Source organism: Rhizobium sp. NPDC092011 (assembly GCF_044756305.1).
Taxonomy (GTDB): Bacteria; Pseudomonadota; Alphaproteobacteria; order Rhizobiales; family Rhizobiaceae; genus Rhizobium.
Map to the genome: position 1 here is coordinate 135,056 of NZ_JBIVSO010000003.1, position 20,830 is coordinate 155,885.

The following is a 20,830-nucleotide window of genomic DNA, read 5'->3' on the forward strand; positions in this document are numbered from 1 at the left end:
TCGTGCACGCTGAGGGCTCTTGACGGCAGGTTGGTGGCCGTCAACTTCCATGAGCCAGGTTCCATCTGCTTCAAGTGCCCAGGCCAGCATGATACTTCCATAAATTTACCCTGCAGAGCGAGCGCCGCCCTGTCGATTTGCCATGCTGTGAAACTGGTTGAGCGTAGGAATTGAACGTAATGACTGCCGAGATTGAGAAGGCAGCTTTGGCAATGATGAACGAGGATGCGCCTTCCGGCAGCAACCTCTACTCGCTGTTCTTTGACGCTCTGTGTGACGGACTTTCCAGCGCCTTTTTCGCCTATGACCGGAATGACCTCCTGCTGTTCGCCAGTCGACAGGTGCTGAACTTCTTTCCGATCCAGCCTGAATTCCTGCAATCCTCGACGCGGTTGCGTGATTTCCTTGGCGCCGTCTACGACACGGGCGCCTTATGTCAGGGAAATCCCGGCAGGTCTTCGACCAATCGTGACGGCTGGATCTCGCAACGCATAGCCTCGCACTGGCGCGAACGCTCCGAAACAACCGAACATTTCGTCGACGACCGCCGGGTCCGCATTATCAATCGGCGGCTGCCGTCTGGAGTTGGCTTCTGCATTCTCTCCGACGTCTCGGAGATGAAGAAGCGAGAAGAGCAGTGGCGTATCGACATGGAGCGCGTGCAGCTTACCGAGGATATTCTCGACGGCCTGCCGTTTCCGCTCTTCGTCAAGGACCAGAACATGGTCTACGTCGCCGTCAACAGAGCGTTCTGCGAAAAATACCAGACGACGACGGACGAGATTCGCGGCCGCAAGGGTATCGATCTTTTCTCAACCGACCTTGCCAATCGCTTTGACGAGAGCGACCGGCATGTCATCGAGACGGGCGAGTTGTCGATTTCGCGCCAGCGTCAGATCGCCCGCGACGGCGCCGAGCGCGATATCGTGACCCGCAAGCAGCGCATCGGCAAGCCCGGCCGCTATTTCCTGGTCGGCACCATGCAGGATCTGCCGAAGGACGGAAGCGATTTCGACGAGTTCGCGCTTGCCTCGCAGATCAGGGAGAACAGCGACCGATCCTATCGCCGCGCCTATGTTCCGATGGCTGCTTTGCAGACGATTTCGCGCCGACCGGCTGCCATGGAAACCTTCGCTCCGGAAAGCTTCAGCGGCCGCAAGATTCTTGTCGTGACGGCCGATTTTGCCGCGGAAACGGCAGCGCTGAAGACGCTCGGGGCCTATGGTTTCGAAGCCTGCGTCGTGCACGATGAGAACGAGGAGGCGGCATTTCTGGATGTGGCGAGCGCGCATGGCGTCAAGATCGATCTCGTCATCGTCGACAATCAGCTGGGCAAGCGCGGCATCGAGCTGGCGGAGCGGCAGAACGTGGCCGCTCTTTCGCTCGATGGATCGCAGCTTGCAACCGAACTGACATTTCTCATTGCTCGCCACTTCAACCGCAATATTCGCGGCGCGCTTGCGGAAGACGCCAAGCAATCCGGGCTCGCGCCGGGATGGCGGCGAGGGGAGGCCGGCGAAGAGCGCCGGGTGCAGGTTGTGGTCGCCGAGGACAACGATATAAATCAGATCGTCTTCGCGCAGATCCTCGAAGGTCTTGGATACAGCCACGCCATCGCCGCCAGCGGCGATGATGCCGTGCGGCAGTGGCAGGAACACCGCCCGGAGCTGATCCTGATGGATATCACGCTTCCGGGCTTGAATGGTTTCGAGGCCGCAAGGCTGATCCGCGGAGCGGAAAAGGGCAGCGGCTCGCATACGCCGATCATCGGCGTGCTGACACAGGCCTTCGAGCGCGATCGCACCGAGTGCGCGGCCGCCGGCATGGATGATGTCATTCTGAAGCCTGTCAGCCCAGACATTATCGAGACGGTATTCCAGAAGTATATGCGCCCGGCTCGCAAGGCGCAAAGCAGGTAAATGTTACGGTGATACCACATCTGACGGCAAGTTATTGCTGGTATCGATTGGTTGTCGTCTCGCTATCCTTTGTTAAGACTTCACCTTCATGCTTTGACCAGGGTGGAGAAAACATCGGAACCGAATATGAAATCGGCTGAAATGCTGTCTGGGCCAGTCAGTCAAGAATTGCAGGCCAAGGGATATACCGACCCGTTGACGGGCTTGGGCAACCGCTATCGCATGCGTGAACGCACGCGCCAGCTTTCGCTCGAGCGCGCCAGCGATCCCGCGCCCTTCACCATCGGCATCGTCAATCTGGATTCCTTCAAGCCGATCAACGATCTGTTCGGCGTCGAAGCCGGCGACGAAATCCTCTGCCAGGTCGCGCATCGCCTCAGGGCATGCATTCCGGACGGCGCGGCCGTCACCCGTCACGATGGGGATGAATTCGCCTTTGTCCTGCCCTTGGTCTTCGAACGCGTCGGTGCCGAGAAGTTCGGTCAGATGATCCGCGAAGTGCTGTCGGCGCCCTACGATCTCGGCGACCGCAATGTCCGGTTGTCCGCGTCTTTCGGCTTCGCCATTCACCCCTTCGGAGGTGAGGAGTTCGAAGATCTGCTGAAGAACGCGGAAACGGCGCTCTATCGCTCCAAGCGCCGCGGCCGCGGCCAGATCACTGTCTATTCCCGTGAGATCGCGCAGGAAATGAAGCGTGCGACGCAGCTTGAGCAGGCGTTGCGAAATGCCATCATTTCCGATGCCATCGACGTGCATTTCCAGCCGATCGTCTCGCTTGCGAACAATATGGTTCTCGGCTTCGAGGCGCTTGCCCGCTGGAACGATCCCGACCTCGGCTTCGTTTCTCCGGCCGTCTTCGTGCCGCTGGCCGAAGAGCGCGGGTTTATCGACGCCCTGTCCGAAACCCTCCTGCGGAAGGCTGCGGAAGCGGCACTTTCCTGGCCGCGTGATCTCTTCCTGTCCTTCAATCTCTCCTCGGCGCAGCTGATGGATCCAGGCACCAGCAGCAGCGTCCTTGCGATTCTCGCCCGCGTCGGACTGGATCCGCACCGCCTTGAGCTCGAAATCACTGAGACCGCTGTGATGAGCTCGGCAGAGACTGCGCATCGCATTATCGCCGATCTTCGCGCCGTAGGCGTTCGCATTTCTCTCGATGATTTCGGCACGGGTCAATCGAGCCTTGGCCGTCTGCGCGAATTCATCTTCGACAAGGTGAAGATCGATCGCGCCTTCGTCTCCCGCATGAATTCCGACCGGGCTTCGGAACATATCATCAAGGCGGTCCTTGCCATGTGCGAAGGGCTGGATCTGCGCGTGGTTGCCGAAGGCATCGAAGAAAATGCTGAGGCCGCGAAGCTGAGGGCGCTCGGTTGCGCCATGGGCCAAGGCTACTATTTCGGCAAGCCCGCCGACAGCGCCGCGACGCTTCGCTATCTGCAAGCGCATTATTTCGAGATCGGCGGCGAACGCGAGAGCGCCTGACGCTATACGGTTCAAACGAAAGCGGCGGCCGGTGAGGGCCGCCGCTTCTGTTTTGGATCGGAATGATCCGTTACTTGCTGGTCGAAGATGTCGTCGTGCTGTCGGTTGTCGGCATGGTCGACGTTCCCGCCGAACTTGCCGCCTTGTCCGAAGCCTGCATCGCAAGCGTTTTGAACTCGGGCGCCGATTTCAGCGCTTCGGCCGTTTCCGTCGTCGTCAGCTTGATCGTGCCATCCTGTGCATTCTGGGTGGTGTTGATCTTGCTGAACGGAACAGCGACGTTCTTCTGACCCATGCCCAGGAAGCCGCCGACGCCGACCACTGCGGCGACGACACCGCCCTGCTTCTGCAGGATCAGGTCGTTGATGCTGCCGATGCTCTCGTTCTGACCGTTATAGACCGATTGGCCCATATAGGTCTTGGCGCTGATCTGATCTGCAGACTGCGTGGTCAGATAACCTCCGGCCTGTTCAGTACCGGTCATGGCAGCGGGAGCCTGCGCCTTGGTCTGCGGCATCGAGCTATCCGGCTTTGCAGCGCCGGGCGTGGCTGGAGCCGATTGTGTCAAGGGCGCATTGCTGCCACCGGTCGACGGCTGCTGCGATTGCGCGAACGCCATCGGCGACAAGACGGATGCGGCCGCAAAGAGCGTGCCTGCAGCGACGGAAGTGAAAAGTTTCCCAGTCATCGTGAACCTACCTTTCATTCTGATGGGCATGCCTGTTGAAACGCATGCATACCAGTGCGAGTGGAGTTTTTGATTGGTGACCATCATCGTACCGGTCATAAGGCAAATGGCTCAGGGAAGCTTTGGTTCCGTCAAAAGTTGCAGAAAAGCCACTCGGCGAGTGTGGTCGCTTGTATAATGGCAATTAAAAACAATAGCTTAAAAATAAAATGCAGCCCGGAAGATTGAACGCTTTAGCTGTGGCGAAATACGGCCACGCTTGTTTCTTGCGAAGAAAGATCTGATCGATGAAATGCGATACGCATCACGGGCATCACCTTCGCGCCTGTTGGCGCGAAGGTGAAACTCAATCAAAGCTTGTAGGGCGGGTCGAAAACGCCACGGACTGTCGGACCGAGCTCCAGAAGGGCACCGGCCTGCGGCTGCATGGATCGAGCCTCGTCATCGAGGCCTTCCCAGGCAGTCGTCACCGCCAGCCGGTCGCCATTCTTGCCGATAAAGGCCGGGCACGACGGCTGCATGGCAGGCACGCGATAGCGCTCGATACGCAGGCCGTCCGGGCTGTATTTGTCGACGAAGCCGGAACCCCAACGGGCGTTCCAGATATAGCCGTCGGCGTCGCAGACCGAGCCGTCGAGACCGCCCGGATCTTCCATGCTGTCGACCATGACGATCGGCTCGCCTGCCGGAAGCCCGGTTTCTGGGTCGACAAGAACCCGCATAAGCTGGCTGACGCGCGTATCGGTGAAGTAGCCGATAGTGCCATCCGGCGAAAAGCAGATCGAATTGGGAATGCTGATCTGGTCGAAGATCTTGGTGACCTTGCCGCCGGCTGCGACGTGATAGATGGCGCCCGCCTGCATCTCGGCCCGCTTGCCCATGGTGCCGATCCATAGCGATCCGGAGATATGCGTGCGGCCGTCGTTGGAACGGTTTTCCGGCTTGTCGGCCTCGATCGCCGCATAGAAGCTCAATTCGCCGCTGGCGATATCACGAAGGAACAGGCCCTCCTCGGTGGCGATCATCTGCCGCTTGGCATCGACGCGAGCAAGCACGCTTGCCATCATCGGCAGCTCGTGGACCTTCTTCTTGCCGGTGGGCAGGTGCAGTTCATGGAGCTCCTTGCCAAGGATATTGAACCACCAGACGGTGTCCGTATCGGGGTCGTATGTTGGGCCTTCTCCAAGGACGGAGGATGTGTTGCAGAGAATACTGCCTTCAAAATCATGGATGTCGGTCACGGATCATGCTCCTATGGCGGCGTCATAGGCATAGATGGTGGTCTTGGCGCGTTCGGCAACCTCTGTTGCCGTCATCCCTGGCTTGTAGAGGCTGGTTCCCAACCCGAATGCAAGGATGCCGGCCTTGGTGTAATCGGCGAAATTCTTGTCCGAAACACCGCCGACCGCGGCAATAACAAGCTCCGGCGGCAGTACGGCGCGGATGGCCGTAATGCCGGAAGCGCCGAGCACGCCGGCGGGGAAGAATTTAAGGCCGGTAGCCCCTGCTTTTGCTGCCAATAGCGCTTCCGTTGCTGTGAAGACGCCGGGCATCGTCACCATACCCTTGTCGCGCGCGCGGCTGATCACCGCAGGCTCGACATTCGGCGTCACCAGCAATCTGCCGCCGGCGCCATCCAGTCTGTCGACATCTTCTACCGTCAGCACCGTGCCGGCCCCGATCAGGCACTCGGCAGGTGCCATTTTCGCCGCGATCTCGATCGAGCGGAATGGCTCCGGCGAGTTCAGCGGGATTTCGATGGCCGTGAAGCCGGTCTCGATCAGGGCGCCGACGATATCGGCCGTTTCCTCCGGCTTGATGCCGCGAAGAATGGCAATCAGCGGGCGCTTCATGGGCGGGAAGGGGGTACGGGTGGTCATCAGTTCTTGCTTTCTTGTCTGAGCCAGATCGCTTCCGCCGCGGCGGAAAGCCCGCGGCGAACGGCAGCGTCTGCGTCGATGGTCTGGAAGGGGAGGGACAGGCTGCGGAACGCTTCTTCATAGAGCGCCTGCAGGCGGCCGGAGGCAACGAGCGTGATGGCAGCACCTTGCCCGGCGGAAGACAAAGCACCGGCAATCTCGGCGCCGATCAGTGTGCCCGAGATCAGCGCCTGTGCGCCAGCCGCCGTCGTCCCGTGGAGCAATTGGCCGGAGCGGGCGGTAAACAGCAGGTTGGTGGCCAACTGCGGCTTCTCGAATGCAGCCTTGAGCGCTGCTTCGAAGGCTGCGGCGTCGGCGGGCATGTCGGCGGCGCCGGACACGGCATGCGAGAGAATGCTGTGCTTGGTGATGACGTCGAAAAGTTCACCCGTCATGAAGGTGGAAAAGCCCGTCACGCGGCCGTCGACGACGCGTACCCATTTCGAATGCGTTCCCGGCATGCAGACGATCTGCTCACCCTTCGCATCGGCGGCGATCGCGCCGAGCAATTGCGTTTCTTCACCGCGCATCACATCGGGGGCATCCTTGGCGCGCTGCGCCAAGCCCGGCAGAATACGCACGTCGCGCGACTGGCCCGGAACGGCAACCGCCCCTGTTAAAATCGCGGTCAGCGACGTCGGAGTGTCGATATAGCCGGCTTCAACCCAGCCCTGGCGCGCGCCGGCCATGCCGCAGACGATGACCGGAATATCCGACGGCGCCGAAATGGCGTCGAGATGCGTCTGCAGGATCTTGGCGAAGCCGGCCTGAGCCGCTGTCGTCATGCCTTCGCCGCTGCGGCGTTCCGCCAGAATGCTGCCGTCTTCGCCGATCAGCCACAGCCGAAAACTGCTGGTGCCCCAATCCACCGCGATAAATGCGGGCTTTGTCATCGATAATGCTCCAAATCTTTCACTAGAAAATGCCGCCATCGACAATGACGGATTGTCCCGTCATCGCGCCCGAGCAGCCGGATGCAAGGAAAAGCACAGGCCCCACGAGATCCTCTGCCTTCAACACGCGCTTTAGGCATTGACGGTCGATGGTCTTGGCCATGCCATCCTCCGTCAGCCAGAGTTCGAGTTGCCGCTCGGTCACGATCATTCCGGGCAGGACGGCGTTGACGCGGATGTTTTCCGGCCCGAGGCGACCGGCAAAACTCTTGGTCAACCCGATGATGCCCGATTTCGCCGCCGCATAGGAGGAAAGCGCCGGCGGGTTCATCTTGAAGACAATCGAAGAGAAATTGATGATCGCGCCGCCGCCGGCCGCCCGCATGCCGGGGGCTGCAGCCTGCGATACGAAGAAGACCTGCTTGAGATTGATCGACTGACTATTGTCCCAATATTCCTCGGTCGTCGTGTCTATGTCGTGCCGGTCGTCCCAGGCGGCATTGTTGACGAGCACGCGGATCGCTCCGAGATCGGACTCGATTGCGGCGACCGTATTCCTGATCTGGCCGACATCGAGCAGATCGGCGTGGTAGAAGGAAACAGGATATGCCGACTGCGCGGAAAGTTTCGCGGCGAGCGCTTTGCTCGGTTCTTCCGCAATGTCGACGAAGGCGACTTTCGCGCCTTGTCGCGCGAAGCCTTCCACGAGTGCCGCACCGATACCGGAGCCGCCACCCGTGATCAACACGGTGCGATCTTTCAGATCGGGAAATTGTGCCAGTGTTTCAGCCAAGGTTTTTCCTCCCGGATTGTCGCTTCAGTTCCATTATTTGGAACAAAATTTGACTATGTGGAATTATCGGATTACCCTTTCATCGTGTCAAGGATACCGTCGCTGTGCGAGCGATAAATGAAGGGACGCGGAGCTGAGTTGCGATAACGAAAAGGCATATCATGGCCGTGACCGGGAAACCGGCACGCTTGGAAAGCTCGTCGGGCTGCTCGATCTCGTTGCGCTTGCCGAAGGGCCGATGCGTTTCACGGATATTCTTTCTCTGTCCGATCAGCCGCGCGGCACGCTGCATCGCCAATTGTCGCACCTCGTGGAGGAGGGCCTCCTGGAGATCGATCGTGATGGCCGCTACCTCATCGGTATCAGGCTGTTGACGCTTGCCTCCCGCAGCTGGGCACGCAACGAGTTTCGCGCTGTCGCCGAGCCGCATCTGCGCCGTCTGCAGGAGGCAACCGGCGAAACCGTGCATCTCGGCGTTCTGCGCGGTCCAGACGTCATCTATCTCGACAAGGTCGAGGGCCGGCAGTCCGTGCGCATGTATTCGCAGATCGGCAATGCCTCCCCGGCCTATTGCACTGGCGTCGGCAAGGCAGCCCTCTCCGCGCTCGACGATGCCGAACTTGCCGAGCGGATCGCCGGCCTGGAATTTCGACCCTATACCGAACATACCTTGCGCAGCGCCGCCGAGTTGCTTGCCGATATCAGCGATATCCGGGCGAGGGGATATGCATTCGATCGGGAAGAACACGAAAGCGGCATATGTTGCGTTGCCGCGCCGGTCTGCCCGAAGGGGGATGCCATGCTTGCGGGTGTCTCGGTAACCGGCCCCGCCTATCGCGTTACATCAGCCAAGCTGCAGGAATGGGCGCCGCTGGTGGTGGCGACAGCCGATTCGATCATGATGGACATGCATAACCGGATGGGGCCGAAACGTTAGTATTGTGCCTATTTGACACGGCCGTCATCTAAAGTTCGTTAATTTATCGTTATTCGTGCAAGATCTTAGCTAAATTGCGTCTTGAACTTGAATTTGATTGTTGAGATGTGCGTAAGAACTGCCATTATCCTCTAATGATTGGCGAGTCATAGAGGATTTGGCGAGATGGCGGGTGGATATCGTAGTAATGAACCTTGAAGTGGTTGAAATTCTATAAAATATATATTTGCACAAGCGCCGGTTATCCGGGGCTGGTACGATGACGCCGAGGGAGAGAGCAACGGAAGTTGCCCATTTTTCCCTCTTTTACATAAAGAAGACTAATAATGGCAGCATTGATGCAGGCGGGCGCATCTCCTCGTGGCGAGGATTTCATTGAGGAAATCGGCAGGCTGAAGACACAGTTCGATGTGTTTCGCTTCATGAAGGGATTGACGGAAGCCTATCGTTGCAGGGCCTTCATGATCGTCAACATGCCGCCCATTACCTCCTTTGACCTGCAGAGCAATTCGGTGATCAACAATTGGCCGGCCGAACTTCTTTCGATCTACGATCAAGAGGGGCTGATGCCGACTAGCCCCGTGTTGCAGCGCATGCGCCGTACGACCTTACCCTTCGTCTATGACGTTGCCGCCACGCCGAACCGCGAGGAGAGCAAATCCCAGCTCGTCGTCGCCTTGTTCGAGCGATTCCGCATGACGCGCTTTGTCTATTTGCCGACGCATGACGTCTCCGGTATTCGCGGGGCGGTATCGCTGGCGGGCGATCGAGAGCCCTTTACGCCGGAGGAGATCAAGGATCTCTACTACATTGCAATTCATGTTTTCGATCGTCTCGCGGAAATCCGCAGCATGGATGTGCGGGTCGTCGATGCCCTCACGGACCGCGAAATCGATTGTCTGAACTGGACTGCGGCGGGCAAGACCAGCGCCGAGATAGCCGAAATCCTGACGCTCTCGGAACATACGGTCAATCATTACCTCAACCGGGCAACAAAGAAGCTCGATACCGTCAACCGCACGCAGGCTGTCGCCAAGGCTTTGCGGGTGGGATTGATCAAGTAATCGGCGGCTGCGAAGCCAGCCTGGCGGTCCCCGGCCTGGTGATCGATATTTGAACGGCTTTCTGCCCGAATTTTATACGTTGCGCATAAATTATGCGGAAGCTTCGTGCAGCGACTGAACGGCGGGATCCGGTCGATCTGTCGCCAGCGAATTGATATTCGTGGATTTTCGCCGGTTTTTCAAAACTGGCACGCTTCCTGCTTCTTAGACGATGGAAGTCCGGAGGGGACTTTGATAACAGCGCCGAATAACGGCGCGGATCAGATGACCGCTGCCGATGCCATCGCCACTGCTTCTCCGGGCGAAGGTGTCGGCGGCGGTTGTTGCTTATTTAACACGCTTAGCAAGATCGGCTGCATGTACAGGGCGTTTTTCGCGTGTCGGCCCTATTCCTCTCGGCCAGTTGCTCTATGTCGGCCCGCGAACGTCTTCCCCGGTTGGGAGAGTGTTGCGGCTGGTAGGGTCATAGACCCGGCGGACCTGCCGGCCGCAACCAGGACGCTTTTTAACGACGGCGCCGAATTTCGTTTGGCGAACTCCTGCCACTCCACTATCTAAGCCAGAGGGATTTCGAGAGATCGCGGCGGATGCCGGGCTTTCGATGCAGCGCGTAGTGAGGATGGCATGGCAGACATCACCAAGGAACAGGTGCTGGAAACGTTGAAGACGGTTCGCGGCCCAGACCTGGAGCACAATATCGTTGAGCTTGGCATGGTGTCGGATGTCTTCATTTCGGATGGCAAGGTCTATTTCTCGATCACCGTTCCCGCCGAGCGGGCCAAGGATCTCGAGCCGATGCGGCTTGCAGCCGAGCGTGTCATCAAGGATATGCGTGGCGTCAAAGGCGCGATGGTAGCGCTGACCGCCGATAAGAAGGCCGGAAGCAGTGCGGCACCTCGTCCGGCTCAGCCGCAAGCCGCCCCGCATGGTCACGGCCATGCCCATCCGCATGCGCCGCAGCAACAACCCCGTGCCGGAAAGATTGGGGTTCCCGGAGTCGGCGCCATCATCGCCGTCGCTTCGGGCAAGGGCGGCGTCGGCAAGTCGACGACGGCGGCCAATCTGGCGCTTGGCCTTGTAGCCAATGGGCTGCGCGTCGGTATTCTCGACGCCGATATCTATGGTCCTTCGATGCCGCGCCTTTTGAAGATCTCCGGGCGCCCGACCCAGATCGATGGCCGCATCATCAATCCGATGCAGAATTACGGCCTCAAGGTCATGTCGATGGGCTTCCTCGTCGAAGAGGAAACCGCGATGATCTGGCGTGGACCGATGGTTCAGTCCGCGTTGCTGCAGATGTTGCGCGAAGTTGCCTGGGGCGAACTCGATGTGCTCGTCGTCGACATGCCGCCGGGCACCGGCGACGTGCAGTTGACCATGGCGCAACAGGTGCCGCTGGCCGGCGCGGTGATCGTCTCTACCCCGCAGGATCTTGCGCTCATTGACGCGCGCAAGGGGCTGAACATGTTCCGCAAGGTCGAGGTTCCCGTCCTCGGTATCATCGAGAATATGAGCTACTTCATCGCTCCGGATACCGGCGCCCGCTACGACATTTTCGGCCATGGCGGGGCGCGCAAGGAAGCCGAGCGGATCGGCGTACCGTTCCTTGGCGAGGTGCCTTTGACCATGGGCATTCGCGAGAGCTCCGATGCCGGAACGCCGCTAGTTGCCGCCGAGCCGAACGGGGTGATCGCCCGCATCTATCGTGAGATTGCCGCCAAGGTCTGGAAGCAAGTCGCGGATACGCCGCAACGTTCTGCCCCCTCGATCGTGTTTGAATAATTCACAGTACCTTGCCTGCTTTCTGTATAGCGACGGATTGTCTTGCCTGTATCCTGTGCTATGACTTCGCGGGATTGCGGAATCTGCGGTGAAAGCGCGTAATGAAGGGGTTGGACTTGATTCTTTGCGAGCTTTGCTGCATATGCGCCGCCGGCGTGGAGCTGGTCGGTTTTTTCCGATGATCGCCCTCCGCCGAATGGTGGTTCTGTTTCGTCCGAACAGGCGTCCTCGCCAGGATGGACGAAGGATTGGTACAGCAGCGCAATGGAACGTGGACACCGATTCCCAGCCGACCCGGCGGGATGCGACCGGGGTTTTATGAGCTTTTTTCATTGGCCATTGGTGGGATCACGGCGGGCGTGCGCAACGCGCTTTGACTGTAGATTCGTCTCCGCCGCTGCGGGAGCGCGCAGTTGATCACTGCCTATTGCTCAGATTCCAAGCCGCTTGAACTCTCCGATCTCTCGGCTGTCGCACGATTGCCCGACAATGCCGTCTGGATCGACATGGTCGAACCGACGCGCGAAGAGGAAGCCAATATCGAGCGCCTGCTCGGGCTTGAAGTGCCGACGCGCGAGGATATGAAGGATATCGAGCCATCTAGCCGCCTCTATATTGAGGATGGTTCGGTCTATCTGACCGCATCCTTGCTCTGGAAGGCCGATACCAATCTGCCGATGCTGACCGATGTCGCCTTCATCCTGACGGAGCAGCAGCTGGTCACCATTCGCTACGCGCAGCCGAAATCCTTTGCGCTCTTCATCGCAGCTCTGCAGCGAATTCCGCAGGAGAGGCGCACGGGTATGGCGCTGCTCGTCAAGTTGCTGGAAACGATTGTCGACCGCACGGCCGAGGTCCTTGAACAGACGGTTGCCGGTATCGATATATTGTCGGTGCACGTATTCGGCGATCGGTTGAAGAAGATCCGCCGTCCGTCGAATTTTCTGGAAGAAAAGCTCAAGGGCATCGCTGGCTATCATCGTACGATCAGCAAGGTACGTGACAGCCTGAGTTCACTGTCCCGGCTGCTCACCTTCCTTCATACCATCCCCGCCATGCAGCAGGACACCGAGGCCAAGGAGCTCTGCCGCAACGTCTCGCGGGATGTTCAATCCCTGTCCGAGCATGCCTCTTTCGTCGCAGGCAACATCACTTTCCTGCTCGATGCATCGCTTGGACTGATCAATATAGAGCAGAACGCCATCATCAAGATCTTCTCGATCGCGTCCGTGGTGTTCCTGCCGCCAACGCTTGTGGCGTCCGTCTATGGCATGAATTTCGAGCGTATGCCCGAACTGCATTTCGCCTACGGCTACCCGGCGTCGCTGATGCTGATGGTCGTATCCGCCATCGTCCCGTTTTTCTTTTTTCGCTGGAAAGGCTGGCTCTGAGAGTCTAGTGATCCTGAATGTCTAACGAAACCCATCATTCTCCCGACGGGAAAATGGACGCTCGTAAGCTTGCCTATCTCGCGCTCGGTTCGATCGGCGTGGTCTATGGCGATATCGGTACGAGCCCGCTCTACGCTTTTCGCGAAGCCTTGAAACCCGTCGCTGCCGATGGGCTGACGCGTGGAGAAGTCATCAGCGTCATCTCGCTGATGTTCTGGACGCTGACCATCATCGTTACGATCAAATATGTCCTTTTTCTGCTCCGCGCAGACAATGACGGCGAAGGCGGCACACTGTCGCTGCTCGCCTTGTTGATGAAGACGGCGAATGGTCACACGGCAATTCTGATGCTGCTCGGTCTGCTCGGTGCGGCGCTGTTCCTCGGCGACGCCATGATCACACCGGCGCTCTCCGTTCTCTCGGCGGTTGAAGGTCTGAAGCTCGTCACGCCGCAACTGTCCGACTATATCGTGCCCATATCGGTCGCGATCATGGCGCTGCTCTTTGCGATCCAGTCGCATGGCACGGGCGCTGTTGCCCGCTTCTTCGGCCCGATCACCGCCATCTGGTTCATCGTCATGGGCCTTGCCGGCATCATGCACATCTCCGATGATTACAGCATTCTGGCAGCACTCAATCCCTGGTACGCGATCAGCTTCCTGCTGCGCGAAGGCTTTCTCGGCGTCGTCGTGCTCGGTGCGGTCTTCCTGACCGTAACCGGTGCCGAAGCGCTCTATGCCGACCTCGGTCATTTCGGCCGCCGCCCGATCCAGTGGGCCTGGTTTGCTCTGGTGTTCCCATCGCTGACGCTGAACTATTTCGGCCAAGGCGCGTTGGTGCTGCGCAATCCGGAAGCCATGTCGGATCCGTTCTTCCTCATGTATCCGCATTGGGCGATCCTGCCTGTCGTCATTCTCGCCACGCTGGCGACGATCATCGCCAGCCAGGCCGTCATAACAGGCGCCTTTTCGCTTACGCGGCAGGCCATTCATCTCGGCTTCCTGCCGCGCATGGAAATTCTGTTCACGTCCGAGACCAATACCGGACAGATCTTCCTGCCGTCGGTTAATACGATCCTGTTCTTCGGCGTCATCTTCCTGGTGCTGAGCTTCAAGACCTCCGACGCCCTGGCGACGGCCTATGGCATTTCGGTCACCGGCGCGATGGTTGTCACGTCGATCATGGCTTTCGAGTTCGTCCGGGTTCGCTGGAACTGGTCGCTGCCGATGGCTGCCGCCGTGTTGACGCCGCTGCTATTGCTGGAATTCGTCTTCCTCGGCGCCAACCTGCTGAAGATCCATGACGGCGGCTATGTGCCGGTCCTGATTGCCACGGCCTTCACCGTCATTATGTGGACCTGGCGCCGCGGCACGGCGATCCTGATGGAAAAGACACGTCACACCGATATCCCGCTGTCATCCTTCGTCAGCTCGATCGAGCGCAAGAGCGATCATTCGCCCGCGCATGTGCCGGGCACCGCGATCTTCCTGACCAGCGATCCGGAATCGGCACCCGCTGCGTTGCTGCACAATCTGAAGCACAACCACGTTCTGCACGACAAGAATGTGATCCTGACGATCCGCACCACCAACAAGCCGCGCGTTGCCCAGGAAGAGCGTTATTCGGTCGAAAAGGTTTCCGAGCGCTTCTCGCGCGTCGAACTGCGTTTCGGCTTCATGGAATCGCAAAACGTCTCGCAGGCGCTGGCGACCTTGCGCAAGACGGGCCTGAAGTTCGACATCATGTCGACTTCCTTCTATCTCGGCCGCCGCAAACTGGTGCCGGATGCGAAATCGGGCATGCCGCATTGGCAGGACCGGCTCTATATCGCGCTTGCCAACGCCGCGACCGACCCCTCCGACTACTTCCGCCTGCCGGCCAACCGTGTTGTGGAACTCGGGTCGCACGTCATTATCTGATGCGGACGCGATGAGCGCCGTTTGTTCGAAGGCCCGGTGGATGTCCACCGGGCCTTCCATGTTTATGCCGATCGCATTCGTGAACACGCATTCGCCCGAATTAACCATCCATCAAGGTTAATGGGAGATTATTCCGGCTCCTGGTTTCGAGTGCCGTTTGGAGTCCGGTGTTGTCTCGTTCGCGTTATCTCAGCAGAAAAATGCGGTTTCTGCCCGACAATTGGGTCTCTCCAGCCGTCTTCGGGCTTTGCGCCTGGCTCATCTTTCCGTCACCGGCCGCCTATGGCGATCTCGCCGGTCTGCTGGCCGGCATCGACCGTGAAGGTGCCAACTGGCGCATGGTGATGACCGATTCACCGGCCGGCTCCACACATCAGGCTGAACTTGCCTTTGGAGACATGAAAGCCGCTGCGGCCATCGGCGATGGCGGCCTGGTATTGCCCGATGGACGTCGTGTGGCATTCCAGTCCGAGCAGAAGGGCAGCGACCCGCGCCCGGATGAAGATCGCGTCAACCGACAGGCAAAGAAGAACCGTGTGGTTGCCGTCGCGCCCATGTTGCCGCCGAAGGATTTTTCGGCGGGTTCCGTGCTGCAGCGTGAAAGCATGCTGCTCCGCCCGCAATCCGATACCGGTGAGCGCACTGCCTTCCTGAAGCCGAAACTCGGCGGCAAGGAAATCCAGATCGCCACTGCCTTCTACAAGAAGCAGCCGGTGAAGCCGGATGACGGCGTGCCGACCTATCTCGCAAACCTCGTTACCAATCAGAATGCCGATGTTCTGGCGGCGGCCTATGCTTCGCCGGCGCCGGATTACGCCCGCACGTCTCCCTTCGATACCATTCTTGCCAAGGATCAGGACGGCGAAGGACGTTTCGTGCCGCAGATCGGACCGAAGGATCATTCATGGGCGGCAAATGTCCTGCCGCCCTCAGTATTTTCTTCCGATGAACAGCAGTGCCTGGCAACCGGCATCTATTTCGAAGCGCGCGGGGAATCGGTGAAAGGGCAGGCGGCCGTCGCACAGGTCATTCTCAATCGGGTTCGCAATCCTGCCTATCCCAAGACCATCTGCGGCGTCGTCTACCAGAATGAGGATTGGCACAACGCCTGCCAGTTTTCCTTCGCCTGCGACAACGTCAAGGAGCGGGTGAACTCGCCGGAACACTGGCGCATTGCCCGTCAGGTCGCCATGGCGGTTACCGCCGGCAAGATCTGGTTGCCCGAAGTCGGTTCCGCCACTCATTATCATGCTGTCTACGTCCGGCCGAGTTGGGCCGCCGAAATGGTGAAGGTTGGCCGCATCGGAATGCACATCTTCTACAGGACCTATGGCGGCGGCTGGAGCTGAGGCGCCCGGTTCGGGTGTTCTTGCCGTGCGAAAGGGCACGATTGCCTGCAAAAAGACCGCCAGAAAGCTTGGGCTGAAGAGGATTCTTCGGCTCAGTTTTCATCCGGTGCGGCTTTTTCTGTTTAAGGTCATGATTTAATTGGGCTAATTTATGGCTGGACAGATGACGTCTACGCCTTGACTATGCTTTTTCCTAAAACTATGTTGCGCGCGACTTCAAAACGGGCCGAAAGGTGGCGAAACCTGCTGTTCGTTTACGCGTTGACCGGGGCAATGGGATAACGCGCAACGAGAACAGGGAGGATACCACCATGACGGATGACCGCGACGAAGGTCTGGAGCAGCGACGGGCGCAACTGGGAGCCGAACTGGCAAACAAGCGCTCGGAGATGAGAGAGGGTGAACACGGGGAGGTTCGCGCCGAGGTGAGCCGTAAGGGCTACGCTCAGGCGATGAAGCTTTCCAGCGAGTTCATAGCCGCAATCATCGTTGGCGCCGTTCTGGGCTACGTCTTCGACCGTTTTATTGGCACGGCGCCGTGGGGCATGATTATCTTGCTGCTTCTCGGATTTTGCGCTGGTGTACTGAATGTGCTGCGTTCTGCAGGCAAGGTGGCGACACCCATGCTTGACGAAGGTCGGCCAGACAAGAAATGAGCGGAGGCGGCGCTATGTCGCTGCTTCCAGTTTAAGAGGCATCCGCTCGGTCGAGCGGGAAAATGAAAGAGAACAAGCGGTGGCAAACGATCCTACCCATCAGTTCCTGATCTTCAAGATTATCCCGATTGATATCGGCGGAATTGATTTTTCGTTCACCAACGCTTCGCTGTTCATGGTTGCCTCCGCAGTGCTTTCTGCCGGCTTCCTGTATTTCGCTGCTGCACCGCGCGGCGTCATCCCGAGCCGCTCGCAGTCGGTCGCGGAAATGGCTTATGAGTTCATCGCCTCGATGTTGAAAGAGGGGGCGGGGACAAAGGGAATGAAGTTCTTCCCGCTGGTCTTCTCGCTCTTCATGTTCGTCCTCACGGCGAACCTTCTCGGCCTCGTTCCTTACTTCTATACCGTGACCAGCCAGATCATCGTCACCTTCGCGCTGGCGTTGCTGGTTATCCTCACGGTCATTCTCTACGGTTTCATCAAGCACGGTTTCGGCTTCCTGAAGCTCTTCGTACCGCACGGCGTTCCCGGCATTCTTCTACCGCTGGTGGTGGTGATCGAGATCATCTCGTTCCTCTCCCGCCCGATTTCGCTCTCCGTTCGTCTCTTCGCCAACATGCTGGCTGGCCATATCACGCTCAAGGTGTTCGCAGGCTTCGTCGCCTCGCTTGGAGCCCTCGGCGCAGTCGGTATCGGTGGCGCTATTCTTCCTCTCATCATGACCGTCGCCATCACCGGTCTCGAGTTCCTTGTCGCCTTCCTTCAGGCTTACGTCTTCGCGGTACTGACTTGCATGTACCTCAACGACGCAATCCATCCGGGCGGCCACTAAGGATAAAGACATTGGCGTCTAAAGGCGTCAGTCATTCACCGCACAACCATTTCAAAGGAGTTCAACATGGACGCGGAAGCAGCAAAGTTCATCGGCGCAGGTTTGGCTTGCTTTGGTATGGCCGGCACGGCTCTTGGCCTCGGCAATATCTTCGGCAGCTACCTGTCCGGCGCACTGCGCAATCCGTCTGCCGCTGACAGCCAGTTCGGCCGTCTGGTATTCGGCTTCGCCGTTACGGAAGCTTTGGGCATCTTCTCGCTGCTCGTCGCTCTCCTCCTGCTCTTCGCCGTCTGATATCAGCGGCGTCATAGATCACGGTTCGCGGGTAGCGAGCCGTGATTCTTTGTATTTGCAGACCACCTGGAGGTGAGCATGTTTGTGACCCCGGCATATGCTGACGAAGCACCGCCGGCCGCCGGAGCGGTGCACACGGAAACGGGTGCGCCGAATGAAGGCCATCACGGCGGCGTATTCCCGCCGTTCGACCACACGACCTATCCGTCACAGCTGCTTTGGCTGGTGATCACATTCGTCATCTTCTACGTGGCCATGCAGAAGATCGTCATCCCGCGTGTTGGCGGCATTCTGGAAAGCCGGCATGACCGGATTGCCCAGGATATCGAGGAAGCTTCGCGTCTGAAGGCGGAAGCCGACGCTGCCGTCGCGACCTATGAGGCCGATCTGGCTGCTGCCCGCGCCAAGGCGAACACCATTGGTGCCAGCGCCCGCGATGCCGCCAAGGTGAAAGCCGAAGCAGATCGCAAGACGATCGAGGCAAGCCTGGCTGAAAAGCTCAAGGCTGCGGAAGCTCGTATTGCCGAGATCAAGGCGAAGGCCTTCGGCGATGTCGGTGCTATCGCTGAGGAAACCGCCGGTGCCGTCGTCGAGCAGCTGGTTGGCAATGTCGCCGGCAAGGCCGACGTCGCGTCTGCCGTGGCCGCCGCATCCGCCAAGCAGGAGGGATGATCGATGTTCGCTTTAGATAACACTTTCTTCGCGTTTGTCGGTCTGATCATCTTCCTCGCTCTGATCGTTTACCTGAAGGTTCCGGGCATGATGGCAAAGTCGCTGGACGACCGCGCCGATCAGATCCGCAACGAATTGGCGGAAGCCAAGCGCCTGCGCGAAGAGGCTCAGCATCTGCTGGCCGAATATCAGCGAAAGCGTAAGGAAGCGGAAGCAGATGCAGCGAATATCGTTGCTGCTGCCGAGCGCGAGGCCGAGATGCTGACGACGGAAGCCCGGAAGAAGACCGAGGAATTCGTCGCCAACCGTACGGCCCTGTCCGAGCAGAAGATCAAGCAGGCTGAAGCCGATGCGATGAAGGCGGTTCGCTCCGCTGCCGTTGATCTGGCAATCGCTGCCGCCGAAACCGTGCTCGCAAAAAAGGCCGGTGGAAGCGTTCAGACCGGTCTCTTCAATGACGCTGTCAATGAAGTGAAGACCAAGCTGAACTAAGCGTGTGAGAAATTACACTTCGAAAGCCCCGCTTCGGCGGGGTTTTTTGTTTTCATCCCACTTTCCGTTGTTCGACTGGCGTGACCATATACGCCTAGAGCATGTCGCGCAAAAGTGTGCAGCGGTTTTGCGACTACGACATGCGTGAAATCAAAGAGCTAAAGCGCGTGAAGCGAATCTGAAAGATCGCGACGTGCTTTAGATCGTTTCATGCGGAGGGGGGATGCAAACAACACACGAGCAAGGACCGCATCGCGACGGCGACACTGTCATTAGGCAGGCTTTCCCGTGGACGCCGAGCGTTCACGCCTTGTTGGCGGCTTTGCGTGAACATGGCTTCACCGCAGCGCCCGCGCCGATCAGCTTTGATGCCACCCGGGAGAGGGTAAGCTATCTGCCCGGCGCAACGGGTGATCTCGATAGCAGTGACGAAATGCGCACCGAAAAGGCCCTGCGATCCGCAGCCATTCTTCTTCGCCATTATCACGATTGCTCCGCGCTGCTCCTGCCTCGTCTCGAGAAGGAGCGCGTATGGCAGCTATCACCCATGGGGCCCGCAGAAGTTATCTGTCATGGGGATTTCGCTCCCTACAACGTCGTTTTGAACGATGGCGAGGTGACAGGTATCATCGACTTCGAGGCTGCTCATCCAGGCTCGCGCTCCTGGGATATCGCCTATGCCATCTATCGATGGGCGCCGCTGTCTTCGGATACTGGCGTGGAAGGTCTAAGTAGGTTGGAGGATCAGATCCGGCGCGCACGCATCTTTGTCGACGCGTACGGAATGGCGACTGCCGACCGACGCCTCGTGCCGGAAACCATCGTCGTAAGGCTGGAAGCACTGCTTGCCTTTATGGAACAGCAGGCTTCACTCGGCCTTGAGCGATATCGCCAGAACTTGCGGGATGGGCACGACCGCATCTATCGCAGGGACATAACCTATCTGCTGAAATCGTCACTGGAGATCGTGGCTGGGCTCGTTGAATGAGAGGTAATTATCTCGGTCGCCTTAGCCTGCATCTTTCCTGAGAGGGCGAAAGCTCATGCGGTGCAGGGGGCAGGGGCCATGCTGCTCGATACCGGCGCGATGCTGCGCGGTGCCGTAGCCGGCATGGGCGGCAAAACCATAAGCGGGAAAGACGCTGCCAGCACGCGCCATCATCCGGTCGCGTGTGACTTTGGCGACGATCGAAGCTGCTGCGATCGAAAAGGAGCGCGCATCGCCTTTGACCACGGCCTTTCCAGGGCAGGCAAGGCCCGCCGGGACGTCGAGGCCATCGGTCAACACGTAGCTTGCCGGCATCGCCAGCCCGCAAATGGCACGCCGCATTGCATCGAGGCTTGCCTTGCGGATATCCGTCGTGTCGATACGTGTCGCGCTTGAAGAAGCGATGGAAACCGTCGCCGTCGCGAGGATCTCGACAAATAGCGCTTCCCTTCTGGCGGCGGTCAGCTGCTTGGAATCGTTCAGCCCTTGCGGGATGCGCTCGGGATCGAGAATGACGGCCGCTGCGACGACCGGCCCCGCAAGGGGACCTCGGCCAACTTCATCGGCGCCGGCAACCGGCCAATGACCGGCGCGCCGGGCGATCAGTTCCAGCTCGAAGGACGGAACAATCGGCCTATCGTCGAAAAGCATGGGAGAATCGGGTGATGTGCTGCGTGGCATGCGGCGAAGCTCGCACACCACCCGATCTCCTGCAAGCCCCCGGTGGATCAGAGCGGCGAACCAGGGGGCCTTCCGGCGG

Annotated in this window: 20 protein-coding genes; 14 read left to right on the forward strand and 6 right to left on the reverse strand. The window is 59.0% G+C overall.

Translation table 11 applies throughout. The annotated features are described in order from the left end of the window. The first annotated feature begins 179 nt into the window (after window positions 1–179). Both ACIQJ2_RS15865 and ACIQJ2_RS15870 read left to right on the forward strand, forming a co-directional pair. A complete protein-coding gene (locus tag ACIQJ2_RS15865; protein WP_400667608.1) occupies window positions 180–1,919 on the forward strand; it encodes a response regulator in 1,740 nt (579 codons plus the stop codon). Window positions 1,920–2,045: 126 nt separating this feature from the next. Then, on the forward strand, window positions 2,046–3,401 hold the full coding sequence (locus ACIQJ2_RS15870; protein ID WP_400667606.1) for a putative bifunctional diguanylate cyclase/phosphodiesterase: 1,356 nt from the start codon (window positions 2,046–2,048) through the stop codon (window positions 3,399–3,401). 70 nt (window positions 3,402–3,471) lie between these two features. Here ACIQJ2_RS15870 and ACIQJ2_RS15875 read toward each other — a convergent pair whose 3' ends face one another. The 5 genes from ACIQJ2_RS15875 to ACIQJ2_RS15895 all read right to left on the reverse strand — a co-directional run bounded on the left by ACIQJ2_RS15875 (window position 3,472) and on the right by ACIQJ2_RS15895 (window position 7,694). Continuing rightward, on the reverse strand, window positions 3,472–4,089 hold the full coding sequence (locus tag ACIQJ2_RS15875) for a PRC-barrel domain-containing protein (RefSeq protein WP_400667604.1): 618 nt from the start codon (window positions 4,087–4,089) through the stop codon (window positions 3,472–3,474). Between the two features lie 350 nt (window positions 4,090–4,439). Continuing rightward, complete coding sequence (locus ACIQJ2_RS15880; protein WP_199145562.1) at window positions 4,440–5,330, reverse strand: SMP-30/gluconolactonase/LRE family protein; 891 nt, start codon at window positions 5,328–5,330, stop codon at window positions 4,440–4,442. A gap of 3 nt (window positions 5,331–5,333) precedes the next feature. Continuing rightward, on the reverse strand, window positions 5,334–5,969 hold the full coding sequence (locus tag ACIQJ2_RS15885) for a 2-dehydro-3-deoxy-6-phosphogalactonate aldolase (RefSeq protein WP_400667602.1): 636 nt from the start codon (window positions 5,967–5,969) through the stop codon (window positions 5,334–5,336). After that, window positions 5,969–6,901: a 2-dehydro-3-deoxygalactonokinase gene (locus ACIQJ2_RS15890; protein WP_400667600.1), complete on the reverse strand. Its 933-nt coding sequence runs from the start codon at window positions 6,899–6,901 to the stop codon at window positions 5,969–5,971. The genes ACIQJ2_RS15885 and ACIQJ2_RS15890 overlap by 1 nt, the downstream gene beginning before the upstream one ends. Before the next feature lie 22 nt (window positions 6,902–6,923). Next, window positions 6,924–7,694 (reverse strand): SDR family NAD(P)-dependent oxidoreductase, encoded by a 771-nt coding sequence (locus ACIQJ2_RS15895; protein WP_400667598.1) that lies wholly within the window; start codon window positions 7,692–7,694, stop codon window positions 6,924–6,926. A 133-nt stretch (window positions 7,695–7,827) separates the two neighbouring features. On the opposite strand from ACIQJ2_RS15895, the gene ACIQJ2_RS15900 reads away from it, so the two are divergent. From ACIQJ2_RS15900 to ACIQJ2_RS15955, 12 genes are all read left to right on the forward strand, one after another. Next, window positions 7,828–8,631: an IclR family transcriptional regulator gene (locus ACIQJ2_RS15900; RefSeq protein WP_400667758.1), complete on the forward strand. Its 804-nt coding sequence runs from the start codon at window positions 7,828–7,830 to the stop codon at window positions 8,629–8,631. A 326-nt stretch (window positions 8,632–8,957) separates the two neighbouring features. Beyond that, window positions 8,958–9,695 carry a LuxR family transcriptional regulator gene (locus tag ACIQJ2_RS15905; protein WP_199145554.1) on the forward strand — a complete coding sequence of 246 codons (738 nt, stop codon included), beginning with the start codon at window positions 8,958–8,960 and terminating at the stop codon, window positions 9,693–9,695. A 624-nt stretch (window positions 9,696–10,319) separates the two neighbouring features. After that, window positions 10,320–11,477, forward strand: a complete 1,158-nt coding sequence (locus ACIQJ2_RS15910; RefSeq protein WP_400667596.1) for an Mrp/NBP35 family ATP-binding protein — start codon at window positions 10,320–10,322, stop codon at window positions 11,475–11,477. 413 nt (window positions 11,478–11,890) lie between these two features. Further along, a complete protein-coding gene (locus ACIQJ2_RS15915) occupies window positions 11,891–12,868 on the forward strand; it encodes a magnesium transporter CorA family protein (protein WP_400667594.1) in 978 nt (325 codons plus the stop codon). A 53-nt stretch (window positions 12,869–12,921) separates the two neighbouring features. Next, complete coding sequence (locus tag ACIQJ2_RS15920) at window positions 12,922–14,787, forward strand: potassium transporter Kup (RefSeq protein WP_400667756.1); 1,866 nt, start codon at window positions 12,922–12,924, stop codon at window positions 14,785–14,787. Between the two features lie 200 nt (window positions 14,788–14,987). After that, window positions 14,988–16,136 (forward strand): cell wall hydrolase, encoded by a 1,149-nt coding sequence (locus ACIQJ2_RS15925; protein ID WP_400667754.1) that lies wholly within the window; start codon window positions 14,988–14,990, stop codon window positions 16,134–16,136. Window positions 16,137–16,447: 311 nt separating this feature from the next. Further along, the gene (locus ACIQJ2_RS15930; RefSeq protein ID WP_199145546.1) at window positions 16,448–16,792 is read left to right on the forward strand and encodes an AtpZ/AtpI family protein; all 345 of its coding nucleotides are present in this window, start codon (window positions 16,448–16,450) and stop codon (window positions 16,790–16,792) included. A 79-nt stretch (window positions 16,793–16,871) separates the two neighbouring features. Then, a complete protein-coding gene (locus ACIQJ2_RS15935; RefSeq protein ID WP_199145544.1) occupies window positions 16,872–17,624 on the forward strand; it encodes a F0F1 ATP synthase subunit A in 753 nt (250 codons plus the stop codon). A gap of 66 nt (window positions 17,625–17,690) precedes the next feature. Next, complete coding sequence (locus ACIQJ2_RS15940) at window positions 17,691–17,918, forward strand: F0F1 ATP synthase subunit C (protein ID WP_015338972.1); 228 nt, start codon at window positions 17,691–17,693, stop codon at window positions 17,916–17,918. Window positions 17,919–17,996: 78 nt separating this feature from the next. After that, window positions 17,997–18,590 carry a F0F1 ATP synthase subunit B gene (locus ACIQJ2_RS15945; RefSeq protein ID WP_199095097.1) on the forward strand — a complete coding sequence of 198 codons (594 nt, stop codon included), beginning with the start codon at window positions 17,997–17,999 and terminating at the stop codon, window positions 18,588–18,590. Between the two features lie 3 nt (window positions 18,591–18,593). Further along, window positions 18,594–19,082: a F0F1 ATP synthase subunit B gene (locus tag ACIQJ2_RS15950; protein WP_199145542.1), complete on the forward strand. Its 489-nt coding sequence runs from the start codon at window positions 18,594–18,596 to the stop codon at window positions 19,080–19,082. A gap of 223 nt (window positions 19,083–19,305) precedes the next feature. Then, the gene (locus ACIQJ2_RS15955; protein ID WP_400667590.1) at window positions 19,306–20,070 is read left to right on the forward strand and encodes an aminoglycoside phosphotransferase family protein; all 765 of its coding nucleotides are present in this window, start codon (window positions 19,306–19,308) and stop codon (window positions 20,068–20,070) included. A gap of 21 nt (window positions 20,071–20,091) precedes the next feature. Here ACIQJ2_RS15955 and ACIQJ2_RS15960 read toward each other — a convergent pair whose 3' ends face one another. Continuing rightward, window positions 20,092–20,751: a ribonuclease HII gene (locus ACIQJ2_RS15960; protein WP_400667752.1), complete on the reverse strand. Its 660-nt coding sequence runs from the start codon at window positions 20,749–20,751 to the stop codon at window positions 20,092–20,094. Window positions 20,752–20,830 lie beyond the last annotated feature (79 nt).

Excerpts from the sequence above, each read along its gene's own strand:
- ACIQJ2_RS15870 (WP_400667606.1), top strand. The coding sequence starts at position 2,046 with ATGAAATCGGCTGAAATGCTGTCTGGGCCAGTCAGTCAAGAATTGCAG.
- ACIQJ2_RS15885 (WP_400667602.1), bottom strand. The coding sequence starts at position 5,969 with ATGACCACCCGTACCCCCTTCCCGCCCATGAAGCGCCCGCTGATTGCC.
- ACIQJ2_RS15890 (WP_400667600.1), bottom strand. The coding sequence starts at position 6,901 with ATGACAAAGCCCGCATTTATCGCGGTGGATTGGGGCACCAGCAGTTTT.
- ACIQJ2_RS15930 (WP_199145546.1), top strand. The coding sequence starts at position 16,448 with ATGACGGATGACCGCGACGAAGGTCTGGAGCAGCGACGGGCGCAACTG.
- ACIQJ2_RS15905 (WP_199145554.1), top strand. The coding sequence starts at position 8,958 with ATGGCAGCATTGATGCAGGCGGGCGCATCTCCTCGTGGCGAGGATTTC.
- ACIQJ2_RS15950 (WP_199145542.1), top strand. The coding sequence starts at position 18,594 with ATGTTCGCTTTAGATAACACTTTCTTCGCGTTTGTCGGTCTGATCATC.
- ACIQJ2_RS15925 (WP_400667754.1), top strand. The coding sequence starts at position 14,988 with ATGCGGTTTCTGCCCGACAATTGGGTCTCTCCAGCCGTCTTCGGGCTT.
- ACIQJ2_RS15910 (WP_400667596.1), top strand. The coding sequence starts at position 10,320 with ATGGCAGACATCACCAAGGAACAGGTGCTGGAAACGTTGAAGACGGTT.
- ACIQJ2_RS15940 (WP_015338972.1), top strand. The coding sequence starts at position 17,691 with ATGGACGCGGAAGCAGCAAAGTTCATCGGCGCAGGTTTGGCTTGCTTT.
- ACIQJ2_RS15945 (WP_199095097.1), top strand. The coding sequence starts at position 17,997 with ATGTTTGTGACCCCGGCATATGCTGACGAAGCACCGCCGGCCGCCGGA.
- ACIQJ2_RS15960 (WP_400667752.1), bottom strand. The coding sequence starts at position 20,751 with ATGCCACGCAGCACATCACCCGATTCTCCCATGCTTTTCGACGATAGG.
- ACIQJ2_RS15865 (WP_400667608.1), top strand. The coding sequence starts at position 180 with ATGACTGCCGAGATTGAGAAGGCAGCTTTGGCAATGATGAACGAGGAT.
- ACIQJ2_RS15875 (WP_400667604.1), bottom strand. The coding sequence starts at position 4,089 with ATGACTGGGAAACTTTTCACTTCCGTCGCTGCAGGCACGCTCTTTGCG.
- ACIQJ2_RS15920 (WP_400667756.1), top strand. The coding sequence starts at position 12,922 with ATGGACGCTCGTAAGCTTGCCTATCTCGCGCTCGGTTCGATCGGCGTG.
- ACIQJ2_RS15955 (WP_400667590.1), top strand. The coding sequence starts at position 19,306 with ATGCAAACAACACACGAGCAAGGACCGCATCGCGACGGCGACACTGTC.